General features: G+C 37.7%; 21 protein-coding genes. 3 read left to right on the top strand and 18 right to left on the bottom strand.

Annotated features, from left to right (window positions below):
- Window positions 1-45: 45 nt before the first annotated feature.
- The 18 genes from B0I22_RS09585 to mraZ form a co-directional block, all read right to left on the bottom strand.
- Window positions 46-456 (bottom strand): BrxA/BrxB family bacilliredoxin, encoded by a 411-nt coding sequence (locus B0I22_RS09585; protein ID WP_133944439.1) that lies wholly within the window; start codon window positions 454-456, stop codon window positions 46-48.
- A gap of 282 nt (window positions 457-738) precedes the next feature.
- Window positions 739-1,185 (bottom strand): GatB/YqeY domain-containing protein, encoded by a 447-nt coding sequence (locus B0I22_RS09590; RefSeq protein ID WP_133944440.1) that lies wholly within the window; start codon window positions 1,183-1,185, stop codon window positions 739-741.
- Window positions 1,186-1,280: 95 nt separating this feature from the next.
- Entirely contained in the window at window positions 1,281-3,164 is a 1,884-nt protein-coding gene (gene ftsZ / locus B0I22_RS09595) for a cell division protein FtsZ (protein WP_133944441.1), read from the bottom strand.
- An 83-nt stretch (window positions 3,165-3,247) separates the two neighbouring features.
- The gene (gene ftsA / locus B0I22_RS09600) at window positions 3,248-4,642 is read right to left on the bottom strand and encodes a cell division protein FtsA (RefSeq protein ID WP_133944442.1); all 1,395 of its coding nucleotides are present in this window, start codon (window positions 4,640-4,642) and stop codon (window positions 3,248-3,250) included.
- 246 nt (window positions 4,643-4,888) lie between these two features.
- Window positions 4,889-5,887 carry a cell division protein FtsQ/DivIB gene (locus tag B0I22_RS09605; RefSeq protein WP_246022184.1) on the bottom strand — a complete coding sequence of 333 codons (999 nt, stop codon included), beginning with the start codon at window positions 5,885-5,887 and terminating at the stop codon, window positions 4,889-4,891.
- A gap of 88 nt (window positions 5,888-5,975) precedes the next feature.
- Window positions 5,976-6,353, bottom strand: a complete 378-nt coding sequence (locus B0I22_RS09610; RefSeq protein ID WP_133944443.1) for a GxxExxY protein — start codon at window positions 6,351-6,353, stop codon at window positions 5,976-5,978.
- A gap of 96 nt (window positions 6,354-6,449) precedes the next feature.
- Window positions 6,450-7,808: a UDP-N-acetylmuramate--L-alanine ligase gene (gene murC / locus B0I22_RS09615; protein WP_133944444.1), complete on the bottom strand. Its 1,359-nt coding sequence runs from the start codon at window positions 7,806-7,808 to the stop codon at window positions 6,450-6,452.
- A gap of 8 nt (window positions 7,809-7,816) precedes the next feature.
- On the bottom strand, window positions 7,817-8,281 hold the full coding sequence (locus B0I22_RS09620) for a hypothetical protein (RefSeq protein WP_133944445.1): 465 nt from the start codon (window positions 8,279-8,281) through the stop codon (window positions 7,817-7,819).
- Window positions 8,281-9,456 (bottom strand): undecaprenyldiphospho-muramoylpentapeptide beta-N-acetylglucosaminyltransferase, encoded by a 1,176-nt coding sequence (murG, locus tag B0I22_RS09625; protein WP_246022185.1) that lies wholly within the window; start codon window positions 9,454-9,456, stop codon window positions 8,281-8,283. Before murG ends, B0I22_RS09620 begins: the two co-directional genes overlap by 1 nt.
- A gap of 82 nt (window positions 9,457-9,538) precedes the next feature.
- The gene (locus B0I22_RS09630) at window positions 9,539-10,774 is read right to left on the bottom strand and encodes an FtsW/RodA/SpoVE family cell cycle protein (protein WP_133944447.1); all 1,236 of its coding nucleotides are present in this window, start codon (window positions 10,772-10,774) and stop codon (window positions 9,539-9,541) included.
- Window positions 10,775-10,842: 68 nt separating this feature from the next.
- Window positions 10,843-12,186, bottom strand: coding sequence for a UDP-N-acetylmuramoyl-L-alanine--D-glutamate ligase (murD, locus tag B0I22_RS09635; RefSeq protein WP_133944448.1), 1,344 nt, complete (start codon window positions 12,184-12,186; stop codon window positions 10,843-10,845).
- Window positions 12,187-12,312: 126 nt separating this feature from the next.
- A complete protein-coding gene (gene mraY / locus B0I22_RS09640) occupies window positions 12,313-13,554 on the bottom strand; it encodes a phospho-N-acetylmuramoyl-pentapeptide-transferase (protein ID WP_133944449.1) in 1,242 nt (413 codons plus the stop codon).
- A 29-nt stretch (window positions 13,555-13,583) separates the two neighbouring features.
- Window positions 13,584-13,943, bottom strand: coding sequence for a four helix bundle protein (locus B0I22_RS09645; protein ID WP_133944450.1), 360 nt, complete (start codon window positions 13,941-13,943; stop codon window positions 13,584-13,586).
- 30 nt (window positions 13,944-13,973) lie between these two features.
- Window positions 13,974-15,434, bottom strand: a complete 1,461-nt coding sequence (locus tag B0I22_RS09650; RefSeq protein ID WP_133944451.1) for a UDP-N-acetylmuramoyl-L-alanyl-D-glutamate--2,6-diaminopimelate ligase — start codon at window positions 15,432-15,434, stop codon at window positions 13,974-13,976.
- An 87-nt stretch (window positions 15,435-15,521) separates the two neighbouring features.
- Window positions 15,522-17,519: a penicillin-binding transpeptidase domain-containing protein gene (locus B0I22_RS09655; RefSeq protein ID WP_133944452.1), complete on the bottom strand. Its 1,998-nt coding sequence runs from the start codon at window positions 17,517-17,519 to the stop codon at window positions 15,522-15,524.
- Entirely contained in the window at window positions 17,500-17,865 is a 366-nt protein-coding gene (locus B0I22_RS09660; protein WP_425459594.1) for an FtsL-like putative cell division protein, read from the bottom strand. Before B0I22_RS09660 ends, B0I22_RS09655 begins: the two co-directional genes overlap by 20 nt.
- 80 nt (window positions 17,866-17,945) lie before the next feature.
- Window positions 17,946-18,839, bottom strand: a complete 894-nt coding sequence (gene rsmH, locus B0I22_RS09665) for a 16S rRNA (cytosine(1402)-N(4))-methyltransferase RsmH (protein WP_034973855.1) — start codon at window positions 18,837-18,839, stop codon at window positions 17,946-17,948.
- A 64-nt stretch (window positions 18,840-18,903) separates the two neighbouring features.
- Window positions 18,904-19,374, bottom strand: a complete 471-nt coding sequence (mraZ, locus tag B0I22_RS09670; RefSeq protein WP_133944454.1) for a division/cell wall cluster transcriptional repressor MraZ — start codon at window positions 19,372-19,374, stop codon at window positions 18,904-18,906.
- Window positions 19,375-19,707: 333 nt separating this feature from the next.
- Between mraZ and B0I22_RS09675 the strand changes: the two genes are divergently transcribed.
- The 3 genes from B0I22_RS09675 (at window position 19,708) to nadC (ending at window position 22,949) form a co-directional block, all read left to right on the top strand.
- Complete coding sequence (locus B0I22_RS09675; RefSeq protein ID WP_133944455.1) at window positions 19,708-20,334, top strand: NAD(P)H-dependent oxidoreductase; 627 nt, start codon at window positions 19,708-19,710, stop codon at window positions 20,332-20,334.
- 52 nt (window positions 20,335-20,386) lie between these two features.
- On the top strand, window positions 20,387-21,982 hold the full coding sequence (gene nadB / locus B0I22_RS09680) for an L-aspartate oxidase (RefSeq protein WP_133944456.1): 1,596 nt from the start codon (window positions 20,387-20,389) through the stop codon (window positions 21,980-21,982).
- Window positions 21,983-22,085: 103 nt separating this feature from the next.
- Entirely contained in the window at window positions 22,086-22,949 is an 864-nt protein-coding gene (nadC, locus tag B0I22_RS09685; RefSeq protein ID WP_133944457.1) for a carboxylating nicotinate-nucleotide diphosphorylase, read from the top strand.
- The last annotated feature ends 33 nt before the right edge of the window (window positions 22,950-22,982 follow it).

A 22,982-nucleotide genomic window follows, 5' to 3' on the forward strand; every position in this document is an offset into this window, starting at 1 on the left:
CATAAAAAAAGACCAAAACATTTCTGTCTTGGTCTTTCTATTTTCTTAACAATATTCGTCGAAAGCGGCTTGAAGGTTTGCCGCTATTGCGCCTGCAGGATTTCCTTCGATGTGATGTCTTTCCAACATATGCACCAGTTCTCCATCCTTGAAAAGCGCTACAGCTGGCGAACTTGGAGGAAACGGTGCCAGCAATTTTCTTGCTTCAGCAACGGCATCCGTATCAAATCCTGCAAAAGCTGTTACCAAATGGTCTGGCTTCTTCTCGCCTGTCAAAGAGTACAAAACGCCTGGTCTTGCTGCTCCTGCCGCACATCCGCAAACGGAATTGATCACTAATAATGTTGTGCCCGATTGTTTAAGTGCAGAGTCAACTTCTGCTGGTGTTGTAAGGTCCTGGAAACCTTTATCTGTAAGTTCTGCCTTCATTGGCAATACTAAATCTGCTGGATACATATTGATATATATTTTAGGTTAAATTCTTGAATTGCAAATTTAATCAAATTGTCTTTGATTATCTGACTAATAATTCTATTAAAATTATACCGAAAATCTATTGAGCCATTTTGGCTGAATTTTATTAATAATTAATCAACAAAAACCCAAAATCCGAAGACTTTGGGTTCAAATCAAATCGATATGCATATTTTGTATATCCGTGGGGCAATAAATGATAAGAGATAAATGATAATTGATTAAAAAAAAATCATTCATCATTTATAATTTATCAATTATGGTTTAGGCAAGTAACTTCTTAACCATTTCGGAAATGCTCTTTCCGTCTGATTTTCCGGCTAATGCTTTGGAAGCAACGCCCATTACTTTTCCTAAATCTTTGATGCTTTCTGCGCCGGTTTCAGAAATAATTTTCTTGATTTCTGATTCCAATTCCTCAGCAGAAAGTTGTTTTGGAAGAAATTTCTCAATGATTTTTGATTGAGCTTCTTCCACTTCCGCAAGGTCCGTTCTTCCCTGAGCCGTAAATTGGTCGTAGGAATCCTTTCTCTGCTTTATCATTCTTTGCAAAATTGCAATTTCCTGTTCTGCGGTAACTTCAGCACCTCTCGCTTCAGTTTGCAACAAAATAATCTGCGCTTTCACAGCACGAAGAGAATCCAGAGCAACTCTGTCTTTCTCTCTCATTGCGGTTTTTATTGCTTCGCTTATTGTAAGTTCTAAACTCATAGTTTTTGCTTTTGGCGGCTAGCTTTTGGCAGTTGGCTTTTAATATAACATCCCAATTGGAAGCTAAAAGCTAGTTGCCATAAGCCAGTCGCAATTTAATCTACATCTTTATTAAGAAAACGGTTTTCTCTCAGTTGCATACTTCCGTTGTTATCAGACAAAAATGTGTTGATGTTTTGGTCGGATGCATTGGCGCCATCGATGATGATGTTCTTTCTTTTGAACGCCGGAACTGTCTCGAAAACATTCTCATTGTCCAATTGCTGGTAACGGGAATTGAACTCTTTCAACTTGTTTCTTCTGTCCATTGCTTTGGAAGCGGTGTCGGAAGTTTTGTTGAAGAAAGTGAATCCGCCTTCAGTTTCCTGAACTGGCTCTTGTTTTTTCTCTTCGAAGATTTCTTCTTTTACTTCTGATGTGAAAGAATAATTGTTAGCTTTTGGTTCTTCAATTTTTTCTTCGATAACCTCATTTGCAACTTCTTCTTTTGCTTGAGGAACAACTTGTTTCTCAATTACCGGAAATTCCTCTTCAGTAACAGATTCGTTGATTGTGAAAGTTACTTCAATCGGTTTTTCAACTTCCTCAGTTTTGAAAGACGCTTTTGGCTTGTCTTCAACTTCGAAAGTGAAAGATTGAGGCTCTAAATCGAAATCATCATTTGCATCATCTTCAAAATTGAAAAGATTGTATTCATTCTTTCCTTCATTAACATAATCATTAGAATAATCGATGATTTCTTCGTTCTCGATGATTTGAGTTTCTGTTTCCACTTCTTCCACCAAACTTTCTACTAAAGAATTAGTTGGAAAATTGGAGGTTCCAAAATCATCCTCATCTTCTAGACGAAAAAAGTTCTTTCCAGATTCTGGCTGAGGTTTTGACTCTTCCTGAAGTCTGCTTTTGAAAGGGGATTCTCTGTTTCTTGAAAACGAATTTGGTCTGTCGTCCAAAGAATATTTAATTGTTTCTGTTGTTCCTGTGTGCTTTTTATCATCATTAGAAAAACCAGTTGCGATGACCAAAACACTTACTGCATCGCCCAATTCCTCATCTGTTCCAACTCCAAAAATAATATCAGCCGTGTGGCCAGCTTCTTTTTGGATATAGTCCATAATCACGCCGATTTCGTCCATCGTCACCTCAGAAACACCGCTTCTAATCAACAATAGGACGTTTTTCGCTCCGGTGATTTTGTTATCATTCAACAATGGAGAATCCAATGCTTTTTTCACTGCTTCTTCCGCTTTTTTCTCGCCTGTTGCAACGCCGGTTGACATCAATGCTGTTCCGGAATTCTGAAGGACAGATTTTGCATCACGGAAATCGATATTGACATCGAAATAACCTGTAATCACCTCTGCCATTCCTTTCGCCGCATTGGTCAAAACTTCATCGGCTTTGGAAAAACCTTGTTTGAAACCAAGATTTCCGAATTGTTGTCTTAGTTTATCATTATTGATGACAATCAGGGAATCAACATTATTTCTTAATTTATCAAGGCCCAATTCAGCTTGGTCCAATCTTCTTTTTCCTTCAAAACTAAAAGGCACGGTTACGATTCCTACAGTCAGGATTCCCATTTCCTTCGCTACCTTTGCTATCACAGGCGCCGCACCAGTTCCCGTTCCACCGCCCATTCCGGCAGTGATGAAAACCATCTTGGTGTTTTGTCCCATCGCCGCTTTGATTTCGTCGATGCTTTCAATCGCCGCTTTCTCTCCAACTTCTGGGTCAGCACCTGCGCCAAGACCTTCTGTCATTGAGATTCCCAGCTGAACTTTGTTAGAAACCGGATTATTGTCCAAAGTCTGTGCATCGGTATTACAGATTACGAAATCTACGCCATAGATTCCTTTCTCGTACATATGCTTCAAAGCGTTGTTTCCACCGCCACCAACACCAATTACTTTGATGATGGCAGAATTCCCTTTTGGTAGGTCAAAGGAAAAACCTTGTGTATTTGATATATTGTCCATAATGGTATGTTTTTTTATAGTTGATGATTGATAAATGATAAGTGATGAATCAATCATCGTTTATCAATTATCATTTATGTTTTTTACTCTTCTACTTCTTCAAAGAATTTTTTGACTTTGTCCATCAGTGATTGTCCGAAAGTTGGTCGATTTTTCTTCACTTCTGCTTTTTGTTTTGCAAGTTCTACAATATCATTCTGAACCTGAGGCGTTTGGATTTCCTGAGATTGAGTCTGAGTCTGCGCCTGGATAGCGTTTTCGATTTGAGGTTTCAATTCTTCGATGATTTCCTCCTCTGTCACCAGCATTTTCTTGTCTCTGATTTTCAAACTTTCCATTAACAAACCGATGGAAGTTGCAAATTCCGGACCTTTCAAATATTGATTTTTATCGTTTGCCACATATTCATTAGCAAAACCAATTCTGCTGTCGAAGCCTGTTGTGTAGTTGGCTAACTGACGAAGGTTTCTCAAATTGGAACCACCGCCTGTCAAAACGATTCCGGCAATCAATTTTTTCTTTTGTTCGAATGCGCCGTAAGCTTTCAACTCGGTATTCACCATTTCAAGAATTTCTTCAACTCTCGCATTGATTATTTGAGCCAAAACTTTCAACGAAATCTCTTTGTCCGGACGACCGTGCAATCCTGGAATTGTCACATACGTACTGTCTTTTTCCAATTCCGGAACAGACGAACCGAATTTCACTTTCAGTTGCTCCGCGTGTTTCTCGATGATTGAACATCCTTCCTTGATATCATCGGTAATAATTCCGCCACCGTAAGGAATCACGCAAGTATGACGGATGATATTGTCTTTGAAAATCGCAATATCCGTAGTTCCACCACCGATATCTACGATGGCAACACCAGCTTCTTTTTCTTCTTTAGTCAAAACCGCTTCGGACGATGCCAAAGGTTCCAAAGTCAAGGCTTCCATTTCCAAACCAGCTTCACGAACGCATCTTGCAATGTTTCTGATAGAACCCATTTGTCCCACCACCACGTGGAAATTGGCTTCCAATCTTTTGCCGTGCATCCCGACTGGTTCTTGGATTTCGCCTTCGGAATCTACTTTATAATCCTGAGGTAAAACGTGGATAATTTCTTCACCTGGAAGCATCACCAACTTCTTCACCTGGTCTTTTAGTTTTTCGATATCCTCCTCCGTGATGTACTGGTCCGGATGGTCTCTCATAATATAGTCCGAATGCTGAAGCGAACGGATGTGTTTGCCTGCAATTCCCACCGTCACTTTGGTGATAGGCACGCCAGCGCTGGATTGCGCTTCTGCCACAGCGGACTTGATGGAGTTGATGGTTTGGGAAATATTATTGACAATTCCTTTGTGAACGCCTAGACTTTTTGCTTTTCCAACGCCCAGAATTTCAATTTTCCCGTGAGCGTTTCGTCTTCCGACAATGGCGACAATCTTAGTTGTCCCAATGTCCAGACCTACTGAATACTCTTGATTTTCCATTATATGTTCGATTTGATTTTTTATTTTTAACGCAAAGTCCGCAAAGTTTTTTTTGATTTTTGCAACGCTTTTAAGTTCGCAAAGACGTAAAACTCATCAAAGACTTTATTTAATTATTCTTCTTTTTCGACAGGATTGAAACCCTATCCTATCATATCCGTCGTCCCGATGGGACTTTTTCATTCTACAATTGATAGGGTTGAAACCCTATCCTTTAATATTTGTCGTCCCGATGGGACTTTTTCTTTATTCTACAACTACTTTTGCTTTTTTCTTTTTATCACTTGTTTTGGAAACAGTTTCTTTTTTCTTGGTAGAAACTTTCTTCGCTTCCGGTTTTTTCTCTACTTTTTTCGGTTTTGCAGGTTCCTTTTTCGGTTCTGCTTTCTTAACCTCTTTTTTCGGTTCCGATTTTTTTATTTCTGGTTTGGATTCAGATTTTTTCGCTTCCAACTTCTTACTTCCATCTTCCGTCTTCAACTCAATTTTTGGTGCATTTCTGAGAATGCTGTCGTTTTCTTTGAAATAAGGATTTAGCGTTGTGACAATCTGATTATCGTATTTCAATGATATTTTCTTGTACTTCTCTGTATTCTGGTCGACCAGATATTTCTCAACAAAAGTTTTGAAGCCTCTAACTTTCAAATCAATATTATCGAGGTCTCCGATTTCAACTTTATAGTTTCCATCGCTGGTTAAAAGATTGTAATCCTCTTTTACTTTTGTGATTCCGATGAAATATTTTTTACTGAAATCATCTTTGTCAATCTTCTCTATTAAATCTCCCAACGCTTCATATTCCGAAGGTTTCACATCGCCCATCACCAACATACTTGGCAGTGAGAAGTTTTTTGAGATTGGGAATTCAACACCTTTTTTATCGACGTAGAAATCTTTTCCGTTTTTATTTAATCTAAAAGCTGGAACTCTTTGTTTGATGTCAACATTCAGGTTTCCATTCAGATTCAAATAAACATTGGCGCTGTCCACAAAAGGAATCATATTGATTTTCTTCTCCAATTCCGGAATGTTAATGTCTCCAATTTTTCTTGTCGGATTGTATTGTTTCACCAACTCTTTGATGTCTTTCTCATCCACAAAATAAACCGGCGTTTTGCCTTGGTTCATATTGATAGACACGTTCTCCATCTTGGCGTTGTTGAAACGCTTCAATGAGAAACTGAGCAGAAATCCAAAAAGGACCACCGTCACAAGTATCTTCAATATTCTCCACTTATTTTTCATTCTTCTTTATTTTTAACGCAACGAGCGCTAAGTCTTTTTTTACATTAATGCTGATTTCGTTCGCAAGGGCGCTTTGCTCAGCAATTGTTTATAATTTGTTTACTACTCTTTTTACTCCATTTTTGAATAATGTTGAATGAAAATTTAAAATCATTCCCAACTTTATTTCTGTTAATCTCAAATAATTTAAAAGCTGGAAAAAATGATAATCATTAATTTCTGGAACTGCTTTTATTTCTATGATTAATTTATTTTCAATTAATAAATCGACTCTGAAAGCTCTTTCAATAATCAAATTCTCATATTCAACCTTAATATCTTTTTGTCTTTCGACAATCAATCCTCTTTCCTTCAGTTCATAAGCCAGACATTCTTCATAAACATTTTCGTAAAGACCAATTCCAAGTTTGCGATGAATTTTCATTCCGGCATCGAACACAATACTTGAAATTTCGTTTTCATTCATTTATTTTCAATTTTCATTTGCTGAGTGAAACGCCTTTGCGTCCCAAAATTGTTTTCAATATTTATAAAAATCTCTTTGCGAACCTTGCGTTTAAAATCAAACATTCGGAAGCCATTCCATAATCGGGTCATAAAGTGTATCTATATTTCCCGCTCCGACTGTCAATAAAATATCAAAGTCTTTTTCTTTTATTTTGTCAAAAGTCTCCTGTAATGTGCAGACTTTCTTGTTTTCAATTTCAATTTTGTCCGATAACCACGCTGACGTAATGCCTTCATAATTTTCCTGAAGTTCTCTCGCTGGATAAATATCCAAAAGCAAAAGGTCATCAGCTTTTTCCAGACTTCTAGCAAAATCTTCTGCAAAATCTCTCGTTCTGCTGAACAAATGCGGTTGAAAAACCACCAACAATTTCTTGGTTGGATAAAAGGTTTTTATCGAACCAATCACCGCATTCAATTCCGTTGGATGATGTGCGTAATCATCAATATAAATTTTTCCGTTATCGAAAATATGTTTGGTATATCTTCTCTTGATGCCTTTGAAACTCGCGATTGCTTTCTTCAAAGTTTCGAAATCCACACCTAAATTGCTTAAGATTGCCAAAGCAACTGTCGCATTTTCAACATTGTGAATTCCCGGAACATCCCAAACAAAATCATTGATTTCCTCCGTTGGTGTGTGGAAATCGAAGTAGATTTTATCGTGGTCCATTCTCAAGTTATCGGAATAATAATCCGCTTCCTCGTTTACCGCATAAGTCAAATGTTCTCTGCCAATCGCAATTCCTTTTCTCACAAACAACTGATTGTCATTCGGAACCAACGATGCAAATTGTCTGAAACCATCTTCAATCTGAACTCGGTCGCCATAAATATCCAAATGGTCAGCATCAATGGAAGTTACAACTGCCCAATCCGGAGAAAGGTTTAGGAAACTTCTGTCGTATTCATCGGCTTCAACTACAGAAAATTGGTTTCCGTTGTAATCAAAATTCGATTTGAAATTCTCGGAAATTCCACCCAAAAATGCGGATGAAGGCATATTGGCTTCTTTACACAAATGCGCAATCAAAGTTGAAGTAGTCGTTTTTCCGTGTGTTCCTGCAACTGCGATGCAATCTGTGTTTTCTGTAATTAAACCTAGAACTTTTGCACGTTTCAAAATCTCAAAACTTTCGCTGGCGAAATAATCCAGAATCGCCAATTTTTTGATTGCTGGCGTGTAAATTACCAAAGTTGATTCTTTGTCGAACGCGACGATTTTCTCATCTATTACATCTTCAAACGAAATATCAATACCTTCAAAACCGAGTTGAGCCGTCAGTTTCGTAGGTGTTTTGTCATAGCCCAAAACCGTTTTGCCGTTCGCGTGAAAAAACCTCGCCAACGCACTCATCCCAATCCCACCGATTCCGATGAAATAGAAGTTTTGATATTTATTTAAGATGCTCATTTTTATTCTTATCTTTTTGACTTAGTTGCTCTGTATCTTGGAATACTAATTCTTTCCAACATATTATTATCTCTATAAATATTGACTCTCACAGACTGTACACTGTCACTTTTTGAAGCTTTGGCTTTGAAAATAAAGTAATCCAAAAAATCCTTCGGAGAATAGTTTGATTTTGCATCAGTCAATTCTCCAATTGTAATCGTTCCGTATCTACTATTATAATATTCACAACTTCTTTGTAAACTTTCTGGATTTAATTTATTTTTAAAATTAATATCCATTTTATATCCTTGAAACTCCGAATAATCCCGCTTTTCACATTTAGCAAAATAATCTGTGGCGAAGTTTTTCACTAATTTGATTCTTTCAGCACTTCTATTTTTACCTTTAAGGTCTGGTCTGTATTTCGATGCACACGAAACTGTCATCAAAATCATTAAAACCATACTTAAAATATAAAAATGTCTCATCATTAAATCACTTTAAAAATCTCATCCACAATTCCTTCCGCCGCTTTTGGCTTTGCAAAAAACTCCAGATTTGTTGACATTTCATTTCTCAGATTCTCACTCTCACAAATCTCGGAAAGCGTGTTCCAAAATATATCTTTCATCTCAGAATCTTTGACCATTCTCGCCGCATTTTTCTCAACCAAAGTCAAAGCATTTTTGGTTTGATGATCCTCTGCCGCAAATGGAAACGGAATCAACAAAACCGGCTTTCTTGCCACTGCCAATTCTGAAATCGCAATCGCACCAGCTCTGGAAACTATCACATCTGCCGCCGAATAAGCCAAAGCCATATCGGAAATGAATTCTTTGATTTGTATTTGGTTGTCGGTTGTTGGTTGTTGGTTGTTGGTTGTTCCATCAACTGACAACTGACAACTATCAACTATACTTTTATAATCCGTTTTTCCAGTTTGCCAGATGAGTTGGTAATCTTTTTCTTTTAATTTATCTAAATTGTCTTTCCAGCCATTGTTCAGAGTTCGGGAACCTAGTGAACCGCCGACAGAAAGAATCGTTAATTTATTTTTATCTAAGCCCAACTTTTCCTTAGCCAAATCTTTATCAATCAAATCTGTGATGATATTTTGACGAATTGGATTTCCTAAGAAATAAGTTTTCGTTCCTGAGAAAAATTTCTCCATATCCGGATAAGCTGTGAAAACCGCTTCCGCTTTTTTTGCATTGAAAACATTGGTTTTTCCCGGCAAAGAATTCTGCTCCTGAATGAAAGTTGGAATTCCCATTTTCGCTGCGATGTACAACGCTGGCCCACTTGCAAAACCACCAGTTCCAACCGCAAAATCTGGTTTGAAATCTTTGATGATTTTTTTAGCTTTAAACAAACTTGAAACAATTTTTAATGGAAGTCCGAGGTTCTTGAGAAGATTTCCTCTGTCGAATCCAGCGATGTTCAAACCTTCGATTTTGAATCCGGCTTGAGGCACTTTTTCCATTTCCATTTTTCCGTTGGCACCAATGAACAAAAACTCTGCTTCGGGAAATCTTTTCTGGATTTCCTGAGCAATTGCAACTGCCGGAAAGATGTGTCCACCTGTTCCGCCACCGCTCAATAGAACACGGATTGCTTTTTGCTTTTGGCTGTTTGTTTTGTTGTTCATCTTATTTTTAATTTTCATTGGAATAAATTCCAATGCTGATAAATCGGTCGTTCCTATGGAACTCAATTGGCTTCCATCTTCGGACTTCCGTCTTCCAACTTTAAGCTATATCATTTATTTCTTCCAAACTTTGTCTTTTGCCTAATCCTTCTTCGTCATAAACCTGAATTCTTGAACTTACATTAAGTATAATTCCTAACTGAATATAGGTCACCAACATCGATGTTCCACCGTAACTTATCAGTGGCAAAGGTTGACCAGTCACCGGAATTAGATTCACTGCAACGGCAATATTGACTGACAATTGAATGAATATCATTAATCCAATTGCCAACACCAGCAACGACCCAAAAAAGGCAGGCATCTTACTGGCAATCATCACGATACGGATTATCATTATCATATAAAGACTGACTAGCACAAAAGCGCCCATCCAGCCATATTCTTCCACAATAATTGCGAAAATAAAATCTGAAACCGACTGTGGCAATGTCTGTTTCAAAGCGCTTTTCCCAGGTCCAATTCCGTTGAATCCACCGTGAACAATCGCGGCTTTCGCCTGCATCACCTGATAATTTTTTGCCTTAATACTTTCGTCCTCAACATCAGCTGTTTTCTTGGAACTCGTAAAGGTTTCGATACGGCTCATCCACGTGTGAACACGGTTTCCACCAATTAAATTAGTATTCAGCGCAACGAGCAGAAACATTACGATGAAAACTACTGAAAGCGATATAAATCCTGCCACATATTGCCAAGCCAACTGTCCGACAATCAAGATGATAATCGAAACCATCATAATCATCAACGCTGTAGAACCGTTGTCTTTTGCCACCAATCCGAAAACCAATAATATTGGTCCGAAGATGTAAATGATGTTCTCCAACGGCAATCTTTCTCTTTTGATTTTCTTTGTCAAATACCTGCACAGATAAATAATCAGCATCAAATAAGCGAATGACGACGGCTGAAAAGAAATGGGTGTTCCCGGAATTTTCAACCAACGCGATGCACTCGCACCTTCAATTGTTTGTCCCGTGAACATCGTTATCAGCAGTAATCCAATCGTTACCAAAAGCAAAATGGAACTTAGTTTTCCGATATGCTCATACTTAACAGTTCCCACGAAACGCATAATTCCCAAACCAATGAATACGAAAACAATATGCTTGAAAACGTGACCTGTTGTGGTCCCGTTGTTCACGATATATTCCAGATTCGAACTTGCGGAGTAAACCGGAAACACGGAAAGGAAGGATATCAAAATGATAACCGACCAAAGGACCTTGTCTCCTTTCAGCAGCTCGAATTTGTTTTCTGTAGTTTGGTTTTCCATTTATTTTATTTGTATGATGTAAAAAGTATTATGTACAATGTACCTTCTACTTATTACTTTGTACAATACTAATTTTTAATTGTCAATTCGTCTAAAACTTCTTTTTTGAATTGATTGCCACGGTCTTCATAACCATTGAACAAATCAAAACTTGCACAACAAGGTGATAACAAAACGATGTCTCCCTTCTCTGCCACCGACTTAGAAACCTCAACAGCTTGTTGCATACTGGAAGTGTCATAAATCTGTGTTTTCTTGTCTTTAAAAAAATCAATAATTTTCTGATTATCAATTCCTAGGCAGACAATTGCTTTTACTTTTTTCTTAACAAGTTCTTCGATTTCTGTATAATCGTTTCCTTTGTCTTTTCCGCCAACAATCCAAACAACAGGTTGTTTCATACTTTCCAAAGCAAAGTAAGTGGCGTTCACGTTGGTTGCTTTGCTATCATTGATGAATTTCACACCATTGATTTCCGAAACAGGTTCCAATCTGTGTTCAACCGCTTGGAAAGTCATTAGTGAATTTCTAATACTTTGATTACTGATTTCCAATAATTTACCAGCGATACTTGCGGCTAAGCTGTTGGCAACATTATGTTTTCCCAACAAAGACAATTCGTCGATGTTCATTGTGAAACCATCGTTGATGTTTACTACAAAATTCTCATCAATCGAGAAAGCTCCTTTTTCCAATTTTTCATCTAATGAGAATGGAACTTTGGTCACTTTCAAATCGAGTTTTCCAAGGATTGACTTGCTCATTTCGTCATCTTTATTATAGATGAAAAAATTGTTAGCTTCCTGATTCTCAGCAATTCTGAATTTCGCCAAAGCATATTCTTCATAATTGTAATTGTACTGGTCCAGATGGTCCTTAGACAAATTCAACAACAAAGAAATGTATGGCCTAAAGTTCTGAATATCATCTAATTGAAAACTACTCACTTCCAAAACATAATAATCAAAATTCTCCTCAGCAACTTGCTTGGCAAAGCTCTTTCCGATGTTTCCACCCAAACCAACGTTGAAACCGTCTTCTTTCAAAATATAATAAATTAAAGAAGTCGTGGTTGTTTTTCCGTTGCTTCCAGTGATGGCAATGATTTTCGCATCTGTAAACTCAGAAGCAAATTCAATTTCAGAAGACAATCTGATTCCCTTTTCCTGAATCTTCAAAATCATCTCGGCTTTTTTCGGAATTCCAGGGCTTTTGATAATCCAGTCGGCATTCAGGATTTTCTCTTCCGAATGCTTTCCGTCCTCATAATCAACACCAAGTTCATCCAGCTCTTTTTTGTAATTCTCACGGATAATTCCCATATCCGAAAGGAACACGTCAAAGCCTTTAGCCTTCGCCAAATATGCTGCGCCAACACCGCTTTCTCCGCCACCAAGTATTACTACTCTCATACTATTCTGTAAAACGTATTATGTACAAAGTAAAATGATTTTTAAGATGTACATCATTTGGTTATTAATTCTAATAAATCTGTAAAAAATACATTGTACATCATACTTTTTACATTTTACAATTCCTTATCTCGTTTTTAAAGTGATTAAGCAAATGATTGCCAGCATTACACCTAAGATTACCATTCGGTTTACGATTTTGCTCTCGTGGAAACCTTCTTTCTGATAATGGTGATGCAACGGTGACATTTTGAATAATCTATTGTTTTGGGCATATTCCAACCCATATTTTTTCTTTCTGTATTTGAAGACCCAAACCTGTAGGATGACGGATAAAAGTTCTATTAGGAAAACTCCACACAGAACTGGAATCAATAATTCTTTTCTCAGGATAATTGCCAAAACTGCAATCACTCCGCCCAACATCAAACTTCCTGTATCGCCCATAAAAACCTGTGCTGGATAAGTATTATACCAGAAAAATCCAATCACAGCACCAACCAAAGCGAGGGCAAAAATGGTCGTTTCACCCATATGTGGCAGGAACATAATATTCAGATAATCTGCGAAAATGATATTTCCAGAGACATAGGCGAAAAATGCCAAAGTCAGTAAAATCACAACACTGGTTCCGGCTGCTAAACCATCGATTCCATCGGTAATGTTGGCACCATTGGAAACTGCCGTTACAATGAAAATCACAATCGGGATGAAAACAATCCACGCCCATTCGTGCGCCTCAGCATCATCCATCCAAAACAAAATCCCACTGTAGTCAAACTCGTTGTTTTTTGTGAAAGGCACTGTAGAAACCGGAATTTTCTCGTCTTCCATAAAGTTCTGTTCCACATTATTTCTGTTCACAACAGTCGAGTCTGCATACTTTCTCTTAACCTCGATATCGGGGTGGAAATACATTGTAACTCCGACAATTAAGCCTAAACCAACTTGTCCAATTACCTTGAATTTTCCACTCAATCCATCTTTGTTTTTTTTAACTTTCTTAAGATAATCATCAAGAAAACCAATCGCGCCCATCCAAAGCACCGAAATGATTAGAAGAACAATGTAGATATTGGTGATTCTCGTGAATAGCAAAACTGGAATAATGGTCGCCAAAATGATAATCAAACCACCCATTGTCGGCGTTCCTTCCTTTTGCTTTTGCCCTTCTAGACCAAGGTCTCTCACCAATTCTCCCATTTGTTTTTTTCTGAGGTAATTGATAATCTTTTTCCCGTAAGCCATCGCAATAATCAGCGAAAACAAAACTGCCATCGCCGCGCGGAACGAAATGTACTTAAACAAGTTCATCCCAGGAACGTGGATTCCGTGAGCGGTTAAATATTCGTATAGATAATATAGCATAAATGATAGTTGATAAATGATAATTGATTTTACAAATCTGCTCCAATCTTTTTCCTGTAACTTGACATTACTTTCAGAATTTCTTCCGCTTCGTTCTTTAAATCTTTAATTAAATCTATATTATTTGTCATTTTAATTTCTTCAATGATTTCTAACCAAAATACAGTTTCATCTGCTTCCTCAACCACGATACAGATTTTGGCATATTTTTCTTTATTTGACCTCGCTCTGCACATTGCTCTATAATTTGCTGCAACAGAACTCGATGACCTAATTATTTGTTTTCTAATTACCGAGACTTTATCCGAATACGGAAGTTCCGATAGTTCATTAATAATTGATATTGTTAATTTCTTTGTTCTTTCCGCAAAAATGCTGTTGAAATCCATCGATTATCATTTATCAATTATCGTTTATAATTACTTTCCCATTAATTGTAATAGTTCTCTAATCGTTTCTTTGTCATCAAAATGATGTTTAACGCCGTTGATTTCCTGATACGTTTCGTGACCTTTTCCTGCCACTACGACGATATCTTTTGGTTCGGCAAACTTGATAGCCATTTTTATCGCTTCTCTTCTGTCTGGAATCGAAGTGTATTTGCTGAAATTCTGAGGTTGAATTCCCGCCTCAATTTCTTTGATAATTTGCGCTGGGTCTTCCGTTCTTGGATTGTCCGAAGTGATGATTGCCAAAGTCGATTTCTTTGTCGCAATGTCTCCCATTTCCGGACGTTTGGTTTTGTCTCTGTCGCCTCCGCAACCGAAAACACAAATCAATCTTTCGTTTTTGGTTCTGATTTCATTGATGCTGTCCAACACATTTTCCAATGCATCCGGCGTGTGAGAATAATCGACAACGAAGAAAATTCCGCCGTCGGATTTTATCGTTTCAAAGCGTCCATTCACGCGTTGAAGAACAGAAATCGCTTGCAAAACTTCCTCTTCGTTCATTCCTAATTCCAAGGCAATTCCATAAGCTAAAAGTAGATTTGAAGCGTTGAATTTCCCTGTCAAAGTTGTCCAGAATTCTTTGTTATTAAAGTTCAACAACATTCCGTTGAAGTCCGCTTCCAGCACTTTTCCGTGGAAATCTGCCATCGTTTTCAAAGCAAAAGTTTTCTTTTTCGCTTTGGTATTTTGAAGCATTACCAGACCGTTTTTGTCATCGGCATTAGTAATTGCAATCGCAGAATCCTCCAACTCGTCAAAGAATCTTTTCTTTGCATAGATGTAATTTTGAAAAGTCTTGTGATAATCCAAATGGTCGTGCGTGATATTCGTAAAACCAGCCACTTTGAAATGCAATCCTTCGGTTCTGTTTTGAGAAATCCCGTGGGAACTGACTTCCATAAAAGCATATTCACAACCGATTTCTACGGCTTTTGCCAACATTTGATTAAGACGAATAACATCAGGCGTTGTGTGAGTTGAAGGTATTATCTCGTCTCCAATTCTATATTCAACAGTCGAAATCAAAGCGGATTGATAACCCAAAGTTTTGAAAATATCAAACAACAAAGTCGTTACCGTTGTTTTTCCGTTGGTTCCGGTAACGCCGATTAATTTTAATTTCTGAGATGGATTTCCGTAAAAGTTAGAAGCCAAATGTCCTAAAGCTTTCGAAGAATCTTCAACTTTGATGTAAGTAATATCTTGATTAATTTCAGAAGGTAACTCCTCACAAACAATCACTTTTGCACCTTTTTCAATGCTTTGATTGATGTAAGAATGTCCGTCGGAAACAGTTCCTTTCAACGCCACATACAAAGAATTTTCAACAACTTTTCTGCTGTCGAAAACCAATTCCGAAACTTCTCTTTCAAGAGTTCCGATAGTTTCCAGAGTCTGGATTCTTTGTAATAATTTTTCTAAATTCATTTAACCAATATTTCGGTGCTTCGCACCTCATTGTTATTATAATTTGTTTCTATTTCTACCAACATATCGCAACTTCGTCGCTCATCATTAATTCTGAAGATTCAGATATATTTTTTGGTTTTTTCCGATGGTTGCACCTTCTGCAGGAAACTGTCCTGTGACTTTTCCAACACCTTTATAATCCACTCTGTAACCTAAATTCTCCAATTGTGGAATCACGTTCTTTCCAATCATTCCAACCAAATTTGGCATAGAATCTCTTGTGACATTGACCTTTACATTCGGTGCTGTCATTTTATTAAGGTCAACTTTATGCTCAACCAATAAGTTTTTCTCAATATTCAAAGGTGTTTTCAAGAATGTCTTTCCGGCAATCTCTTTGAAAACTGGGGCAGAAACCGTTCCTCCATAAAACCCTTTTGATACATCCGGCTGATTCACAACCACGATGCAAGTATATTTCGGATTATCTGCCGGATAAAAACCTGCAAATGAAGCCTGATATTTCATTGGACCAGGCAACCAATATTCAAATCTTGCTGTTCCTGTTTTACCCGCAATTTTAAGATTTGGTGTGTAAATACTTCTTGCCGTTCCTTTTTCAACCGCTTTTGTCAATGCGCTGGTCATCATCTGGATTGCTTTGTCCGAAGCCATTTTTTTCACCATCACATCAGGTTTTGCTTCGTACAAAACTTTACCATCTTTCATTATTTTATCGATGAAAAGAGGCTTTACCATTTTCCCTTTGTTGGCAATTCCGTTGTAGAAAGCCACCAATTGCAACAGCGGAAAACGGGAAGAATATCCGTAACCCAATGACGCCAAAGTTGCTTTGTTCCAACGCTTGCTTTGAGGTGTTTGAATCGAAGGTTTTGCAATTCCTGGTAATTCGATTTGCATTTTGTCGAACATCTTCCAACGTTTCAAATGGTCGATAAAAACCTGAGGTTTGTCTGCGTAATGTTCTGTAATCAATTTTGCTGCGCCCACGTTGCTTGACTTCGCCAAAACGTCGCTAACATCATAAGTTCCGCCACCGTGACCGTCTGTGATTCTTTGTCCCGCGTAAGTCCAGATTCCATTTCCGATGTTAACTTTTGTATTCTCATCAATAAAACCATCGTCCATCGCCGCCAAAAGTGAAACGGTTTTGAATGTAGAACCCGGTTCCTGAGCATCTTTAACCGTATAATTGTAAGCATCAACGTAGATTCCCGGTTCGGTTCTTCTGAGATTGACCATCGCTTTGATTTTCCCAGTTTCAACTTCCATTACGACAACACTTCCGTGGTTCGCATCGAATTTGATGAGTTGATTTTCCAAGGCAGAATGTGCAATATCCTGAATTCTTAAATCCAAAGTCGTATAAACATCTTGTCCGTCAACTGGCTCTTGAACTTTCCAGTAATCGATTGGTTTCCATTGAGAAGAAGTAATTTTTTGCTCCAAACGTTTTCCATCAATTCCTGTTAAGAATTTGCTAAAAGCACCTTCCAAACCAGATTTTGATTCGCCATTATCAGCACCGATTGTTCCAGCCCCAATTTGAGTTGTTGCCAATTCTCTTCGGAAATTTCTTTCTACAATGAATCCACCTTTATTCTTTCCTTTTTTGAAAATTGGGAAATTTCTGATTCTGTCATATTCGTCAAAATCAAGACCTTTTGCCAAAAGATAATATTGGTTATTCTTCTGATTCTGAGCGTCTAATTTTGCCCGGAAATAACTTCGCGGTTTATCGAACATTTTGCTGAGAGAGTCTGTCAAAGCGCCAATATTATTGGAATAAATTGTATCTCTCATCGATTTGAAATCCAGATAGACATCGTAGCGCATCACCGTTGTCGCCAAGATAGAACCGTCCGAAGCGAAAAGGTTACCACGAGCGGCCTTAAGAGTTGCTTCGCGGTAGTTTTTGCTGATATAATTATTTTCAAATTCTTCAACATTGGTATTTTGAAGAATGAGAATCCTCGTTAAAAAAATAACAAACAAAACGAAAGCACCCAACACAAAAAGGTAGCCCCACTTCAACGCATTGGAACGCTTTTTTTCGTAATTGTTATTTGGTTGCTTTATCATCTGTGCTATCAATTTTTATCAATAATTTCATCGGGTGGCTTTCCAAACTCACCAGTGAATCCTGAACCATTTCTTTTCCCAGTTCGGATTCCATTCTAATTTTTATCAGTCGGCTTTGTGCGTATGCATTTCGCGACTTGTATTCTTCTGTTTCTTCTTTTAGTTTGTTGACGTGCTCAATTTTTGTATTCACCAAATGGTTGCTGTAAATCATCACCATCAACAAAGCGAAAATGAACACGAAATATTTGTAATGCGCTTTTACCTCATCACGATTAAGAAAATTCCCTTTTATGATGTCCATAAAAGTGAGTCTCTTCTGTTTGTTTTGAGTTAATTTTGCCAACTTATATTATAATTGATAAATGATGATTGATAAATGATAATCAGATGAATCTTAATCGCTCATCAATTATCGCTTATCATTTATATTTTCGTTCCTATTCTCATTTTTGCGCTTCTGGCGCGTGAGTTTTCTTCTATTTCTTTATCGTCTGGGATGATTGCTTTTGTCTTTAACAATTCAAAAGTTTTCTTGTAATTCCCATAAATATCACGAGGTGGTTCACCTTCGAACATTCCATTTTTCAGGAAACGTTTTACCAATCTGTCTTCCAAAGAATGGTAAGAAATCATCACCAATCTGCCTTCCGGCTTCAAAACTTTGTACGATTGAACCAATAATTCCTTCAAAACTTCCAATTCCTGATTCACTTCAATTCTGATTGCCTGAAAAATCTGAGCGAAGAATTTATTCTGTTTGAAAGCTGGGATGTAACTGAAAAGCGATTTCAATTCATCCGTCGTATTGATTTTTTTTGTCTTTCTGTGATGAACGATTTCTCTGGCCAACTTTCTGGACTCTCTTAGTTCCCCATAATTATATAGCACATTCGCCAAATCTTCCTCTTCATATTCATTGATGATTTTCTTCGCATCAAGACCTTGCATCACGTTCATTCTCATATCCAGAGGCGCATTGCTTCTGATAGAAAATCCGCGTTCTGCTTCATCAAATTGATGAGAAGAAACACCCAAATCCGCCAAAATCCCATCAACGCCCGTCACGCCATAAGCCAACAACGAGTTCTCCAAAAACCTGAAATTCTGATTAATCAAAGTGAATCTCGGGTCGTCAATTGTATTCTTCAACGCATCCAAATCTTGGTCGAAAGCGTACAATTTCCCTTTGTCCGAAAGTCGGCTGAGAATCTCACGGGAATGTCCGCCACCACCGAAAGTGCAGTCCACGTAGATGCCGTCCGGATTGGTTACCAGACCATCTACACTTTGTTTCAGCAAGACTGGATTATGATACATATTTTTTATAATTGATAGATGATGAGTGATAAATGATATTTTGACTCTCTTAGTCTCTTGTCTTTTAGTCTGCTGTCTCTCCCGAATCAAGGTTTCCCATTACGTCTTCTGCGAGGTTTGCGAAATCTATTTCACTTACTGCGATGACCTGCTCGTAGGATTCTTTGTCCCAAATCTCGAAGAGTTCGCCAGCACTTGTGATGACGATTTCCTTGTTGAGATTGGCAAACTGCGTCAAATCTTTGCTGATTTGCAGACGACCGACGTTATCCATTTCCACGGTTTTCACACCAGCGGTAAACATTCTGATGAAATCCGCATTTTTCTTGACAAATCGATTGAGTGCATTTATCTTTGCCATCAATCTGTCCCAAGGTTCCATCGGGTAAACTTCCAGACATTTTTGAAACACCGAACGTTTGACGATAAATGGCTCATCTGCAAAGTGTTCCATCTGCTTCGTAAGCGAAGCAGGCAGTTTGATGCGCCCTTTGTCATCTATTTTACACTCGTATGTTCCAATGAAGTTTTTCATTTGGAGCAAATTTATATAAATTTCTACCACATTTTACCACTTTTGCCCACAATTGTACTTAATGTTTATAACTTTTTGGTTTCAGGGCAGTCTTGGCTAATGGTTTGATTTAAAATCGATTAAATATAAATATTAAGAAATCCTTTATCATAAAGGCTTTTCTTTGAGTGGTTTAAAAAAATGGTGTTAAAATTGCCCATTATTTAAAATCATTCTAAACCCAAAATCAAATCCTTATATTTGTTATATGAATCGCCATACTTCAAAATTTAAAATACTGATGGATAAAAAAGCGATTGCATCTGACCTTTAAAAATCAATAAGTTTCTGCATATGAATTATTTAGAAGCGCTTAACTGGCGATATTCTGTAAAAAGATTTAACGGAAAAAAGATTTCCTCCGAAAAACTGAACAATATTTTGGAAGCTGGAAGATTGTCAGTCAGCTCACAAGGACTTCAACCTTATCATCTTTTGGTGGTGGAAAATGATGAAACGATTCAGAAATTGATTCCGGCTTTTTACAATCCATCGCAGATTTCGACTTGCTCCCATTTGATTGCTTTGGTTTCGAAGACCAATATCAATAAGGAATATGTCGATAATTATTTCAGTCATATTATTAATGAACGAGGCGTGACTTTGGAACAATTAGTGGCTTTTAGGAATAATATCAATTCCCAATTGGAAAATCAAACTTCGCAGGAAATGGAAAGTTGGTCGGAGAAACAGAGTTACATCGTTCTTGGTTCTTTGATAATGGCTTCCGCACAGGAAAATATCGACACTTGCCCGATGGAAGGCTTTAGACAAGACATCTTGGAAGACATTTTGAAAATTGATAAAGAAAGTGAGAAAATCGCAGTGGTTCTGACTTTAGGTTACAGAGCTGAGGATGATAATTTTCAAAACTTCAAAAAAGTGAGAAAACCTGCGGATAAGTTCATCAAATTCTTATAACTTTATTCTTTTGAATTTCCTCAGATATTTTTGAGGGCAGTAATTATTATTTATGATAAAAACAGACGTTCTTGTAATCGGTTCCGGAATCTCAGGCCTTTCTTATGCCATCAAAATCTCCGAACAATTGCCAGACACCAAAATCATCATCGTGACAAAAGGTAATGAGGATGAGAGCAATACAAAATATGCGCAAGGCGGATTGGCCGTTGTCACAGATTTTTCCAAAGATAATTTTCAAAAACATATAGACGATACCTTGCGTGCCGGCGATTACATCAATGACCCAGAAATCGTAAGAATGGTGGTGGAAGAAGCGCCACTCAGATTCAATGAAATCGTGGAATGGGGCGCGAAATTTGACCAAGAGAAAGGACAATATTCACTCGGACGAGAAGGCGGACACACGGAAAACCGAATCGTGCATCACAAAGATATTACAGGTTTTGAAATCGAAAGAGCACTTTTGGAAACCGTCAACAATTCTCCGAATATCGAAATGTTGGCGCATCATTACGTCATCGATTTGATTACGCAACACCACGTTCCAAATAAAAAATTCGAGAAAGAAAATCTTGATTGTTACGGCGCTTACGTCCTTGATGAGAAAAATAAAAAAATAAAAAAAATAACTGCAAAAATCACTTTGGTTGCAACCGGAGGCGCAGGTCACGTTTATAAAAACACAACCAATCCAATTATCGCAACTGGCGACGGAATTGCCTTTGTTCACAGGGCTCACGGCAAGGTTTCGAATATGCAATATTATCAGTTTCATCCAACTGCGATGTACTCCAAACGTGACGGAATGTTGTTTTTGATTTCCGAAGCTGTTCGTGGCGATGGTGCAAAACTGAGAACCAAATCCGGCAAACCTTTTATGCAGAAATACGATGAGCGCGAGGAATTGGCTTCCAGAGACATCGTTGCAAGAGGAATTGACAATGAACTGAAAATCAGCGGAGACGATTATGTTGGTTTGGATTGCCGAGAGATGGACAAGGAAAAATTCATCCATCACTTCCCGAATATTTACAAAAAATGTATGGATGAAGGAATCGACCCAATGAAGGAGTTGATTCCTGTGGTTCCGGCTTGTCATTATCTGATGGGCGGAATTGATACGGATAAAAACGGACAATCTTCCATCAAAAATCTTTTTGCTGTTGGAGAATGTACCAATTCCGGACTTCACGGCGCAAATCGTTTAGCTTCGAATTCACTTTTGGAAGGTTTGGTTTTCGGTCACAATGCGGCGATGAAAACGGTTGAACTATTGAAAGAAAATGATTTTAATTTTGATGATTTAAAAGCTGTTCCGGAATGGAATGAAGAGGGAATGAAAATGATGGACGAAATGGTTCTCGTAACTTACCTCAGAAAACAGCTTCAGGAAATGATGAGCGATTTGGTTGCGATTGTTAGAAGCAACGCAAGATTAGAACTCGCTAAGAAAAAACAACGTGAAATTTATGAAGCTGTAACAGAACTTTATAATTATTCCATCCTTTCGCCACAACTTTCGGAATTGAGGAATCTGGTAAATGTTTCTTATTTGATTATTAAACATTCTCTTGAAATGAAAGAAAATAAAGGAGCATTTTACAATAAGGATTTGGCTACGAAACCGCTTTTGATTAATGAATAAAATCTGTAAAACATATTTATGTAAAATGTATTAACGATTTAAAATAACTAAAAAAAGCTTTAATACATAAATACTTTTTACATTAGTACAAAAATAAAAACCAATGAAAAGACCAACATACGCCACAGATAAAGTTTTAAAAGAATTCATCAGAACTGCTTTGGAAGAAGATATCCAAAACGGTGACCACTCTACACTTTCCACCATTCCGAAAGACCTTGAACAAAAAGCGCAACTTATAGTAAAGGAGAATTGCATTCTGGCCGGCGTGGAATTGGCGGAAATTATTTTCAAACATTTTGATAAGAATTTGAAAGTCGAGGTCTTCATTAAAGATGGAGAACCTGCAAAAAAAGGAGATATCGCTTTCATCGTCACTGGAAAAGCAAGGTCAATTCTATCAACAGAACGTTTGGTTCTTAATTGTATGCAAAGGATGAGCGGAATCGCGACGATGACGTACGATTGGGATTCCAGATTAGTAGGAACAAAAACCAAACTTCTCGATACCAGAAAGACAACACCGAATTTCCGAGTTTGCGAAAAATGGGCAGTTGCAATTGGTGGTGGAACCAACCACAGATATGGACTTTATGATATGATAATGCTGAAAGATAATCACGTCGATTACAACGGAAGCATCACCAATGCTGTGAAAATGGCAAAAGACTATGTCAAAAAAAATAAGCTGAAACTTAAGATAGAAGTCGAAACACGAAATTTGATAGAAGTAAAAGAAGCTGTAAAATCCGGCGCTGACAGGATTATGTTTGATAATATGCCAGTCGAAATGATGGCTGAAGCCGTAAAAATCGTGAATGGAAAAACTGAGACCGAAGCATCGGGGGGAATCACACGTGATGTGTTAAATTCGGTGGCGCAAACTGGTGTAGATTTCATCTCAGCAGGCGCAATTACCCATTCTTCGAGCAATATCGACCTGAGTCTCAAGGCTTTAAAAATTTAACACTCTATTAACAGTTCTTATCATTATTTTTAA

Source organism: Epilithonimonas xixisoli (assembly GCF_004365655.1).
Lineage (GTDB): Bacteria > Bacteroidota > Bacteroidia > Flavobacteriales > Weeksellaceae > Epilithonimonas > Epilithonimonas xixisoli.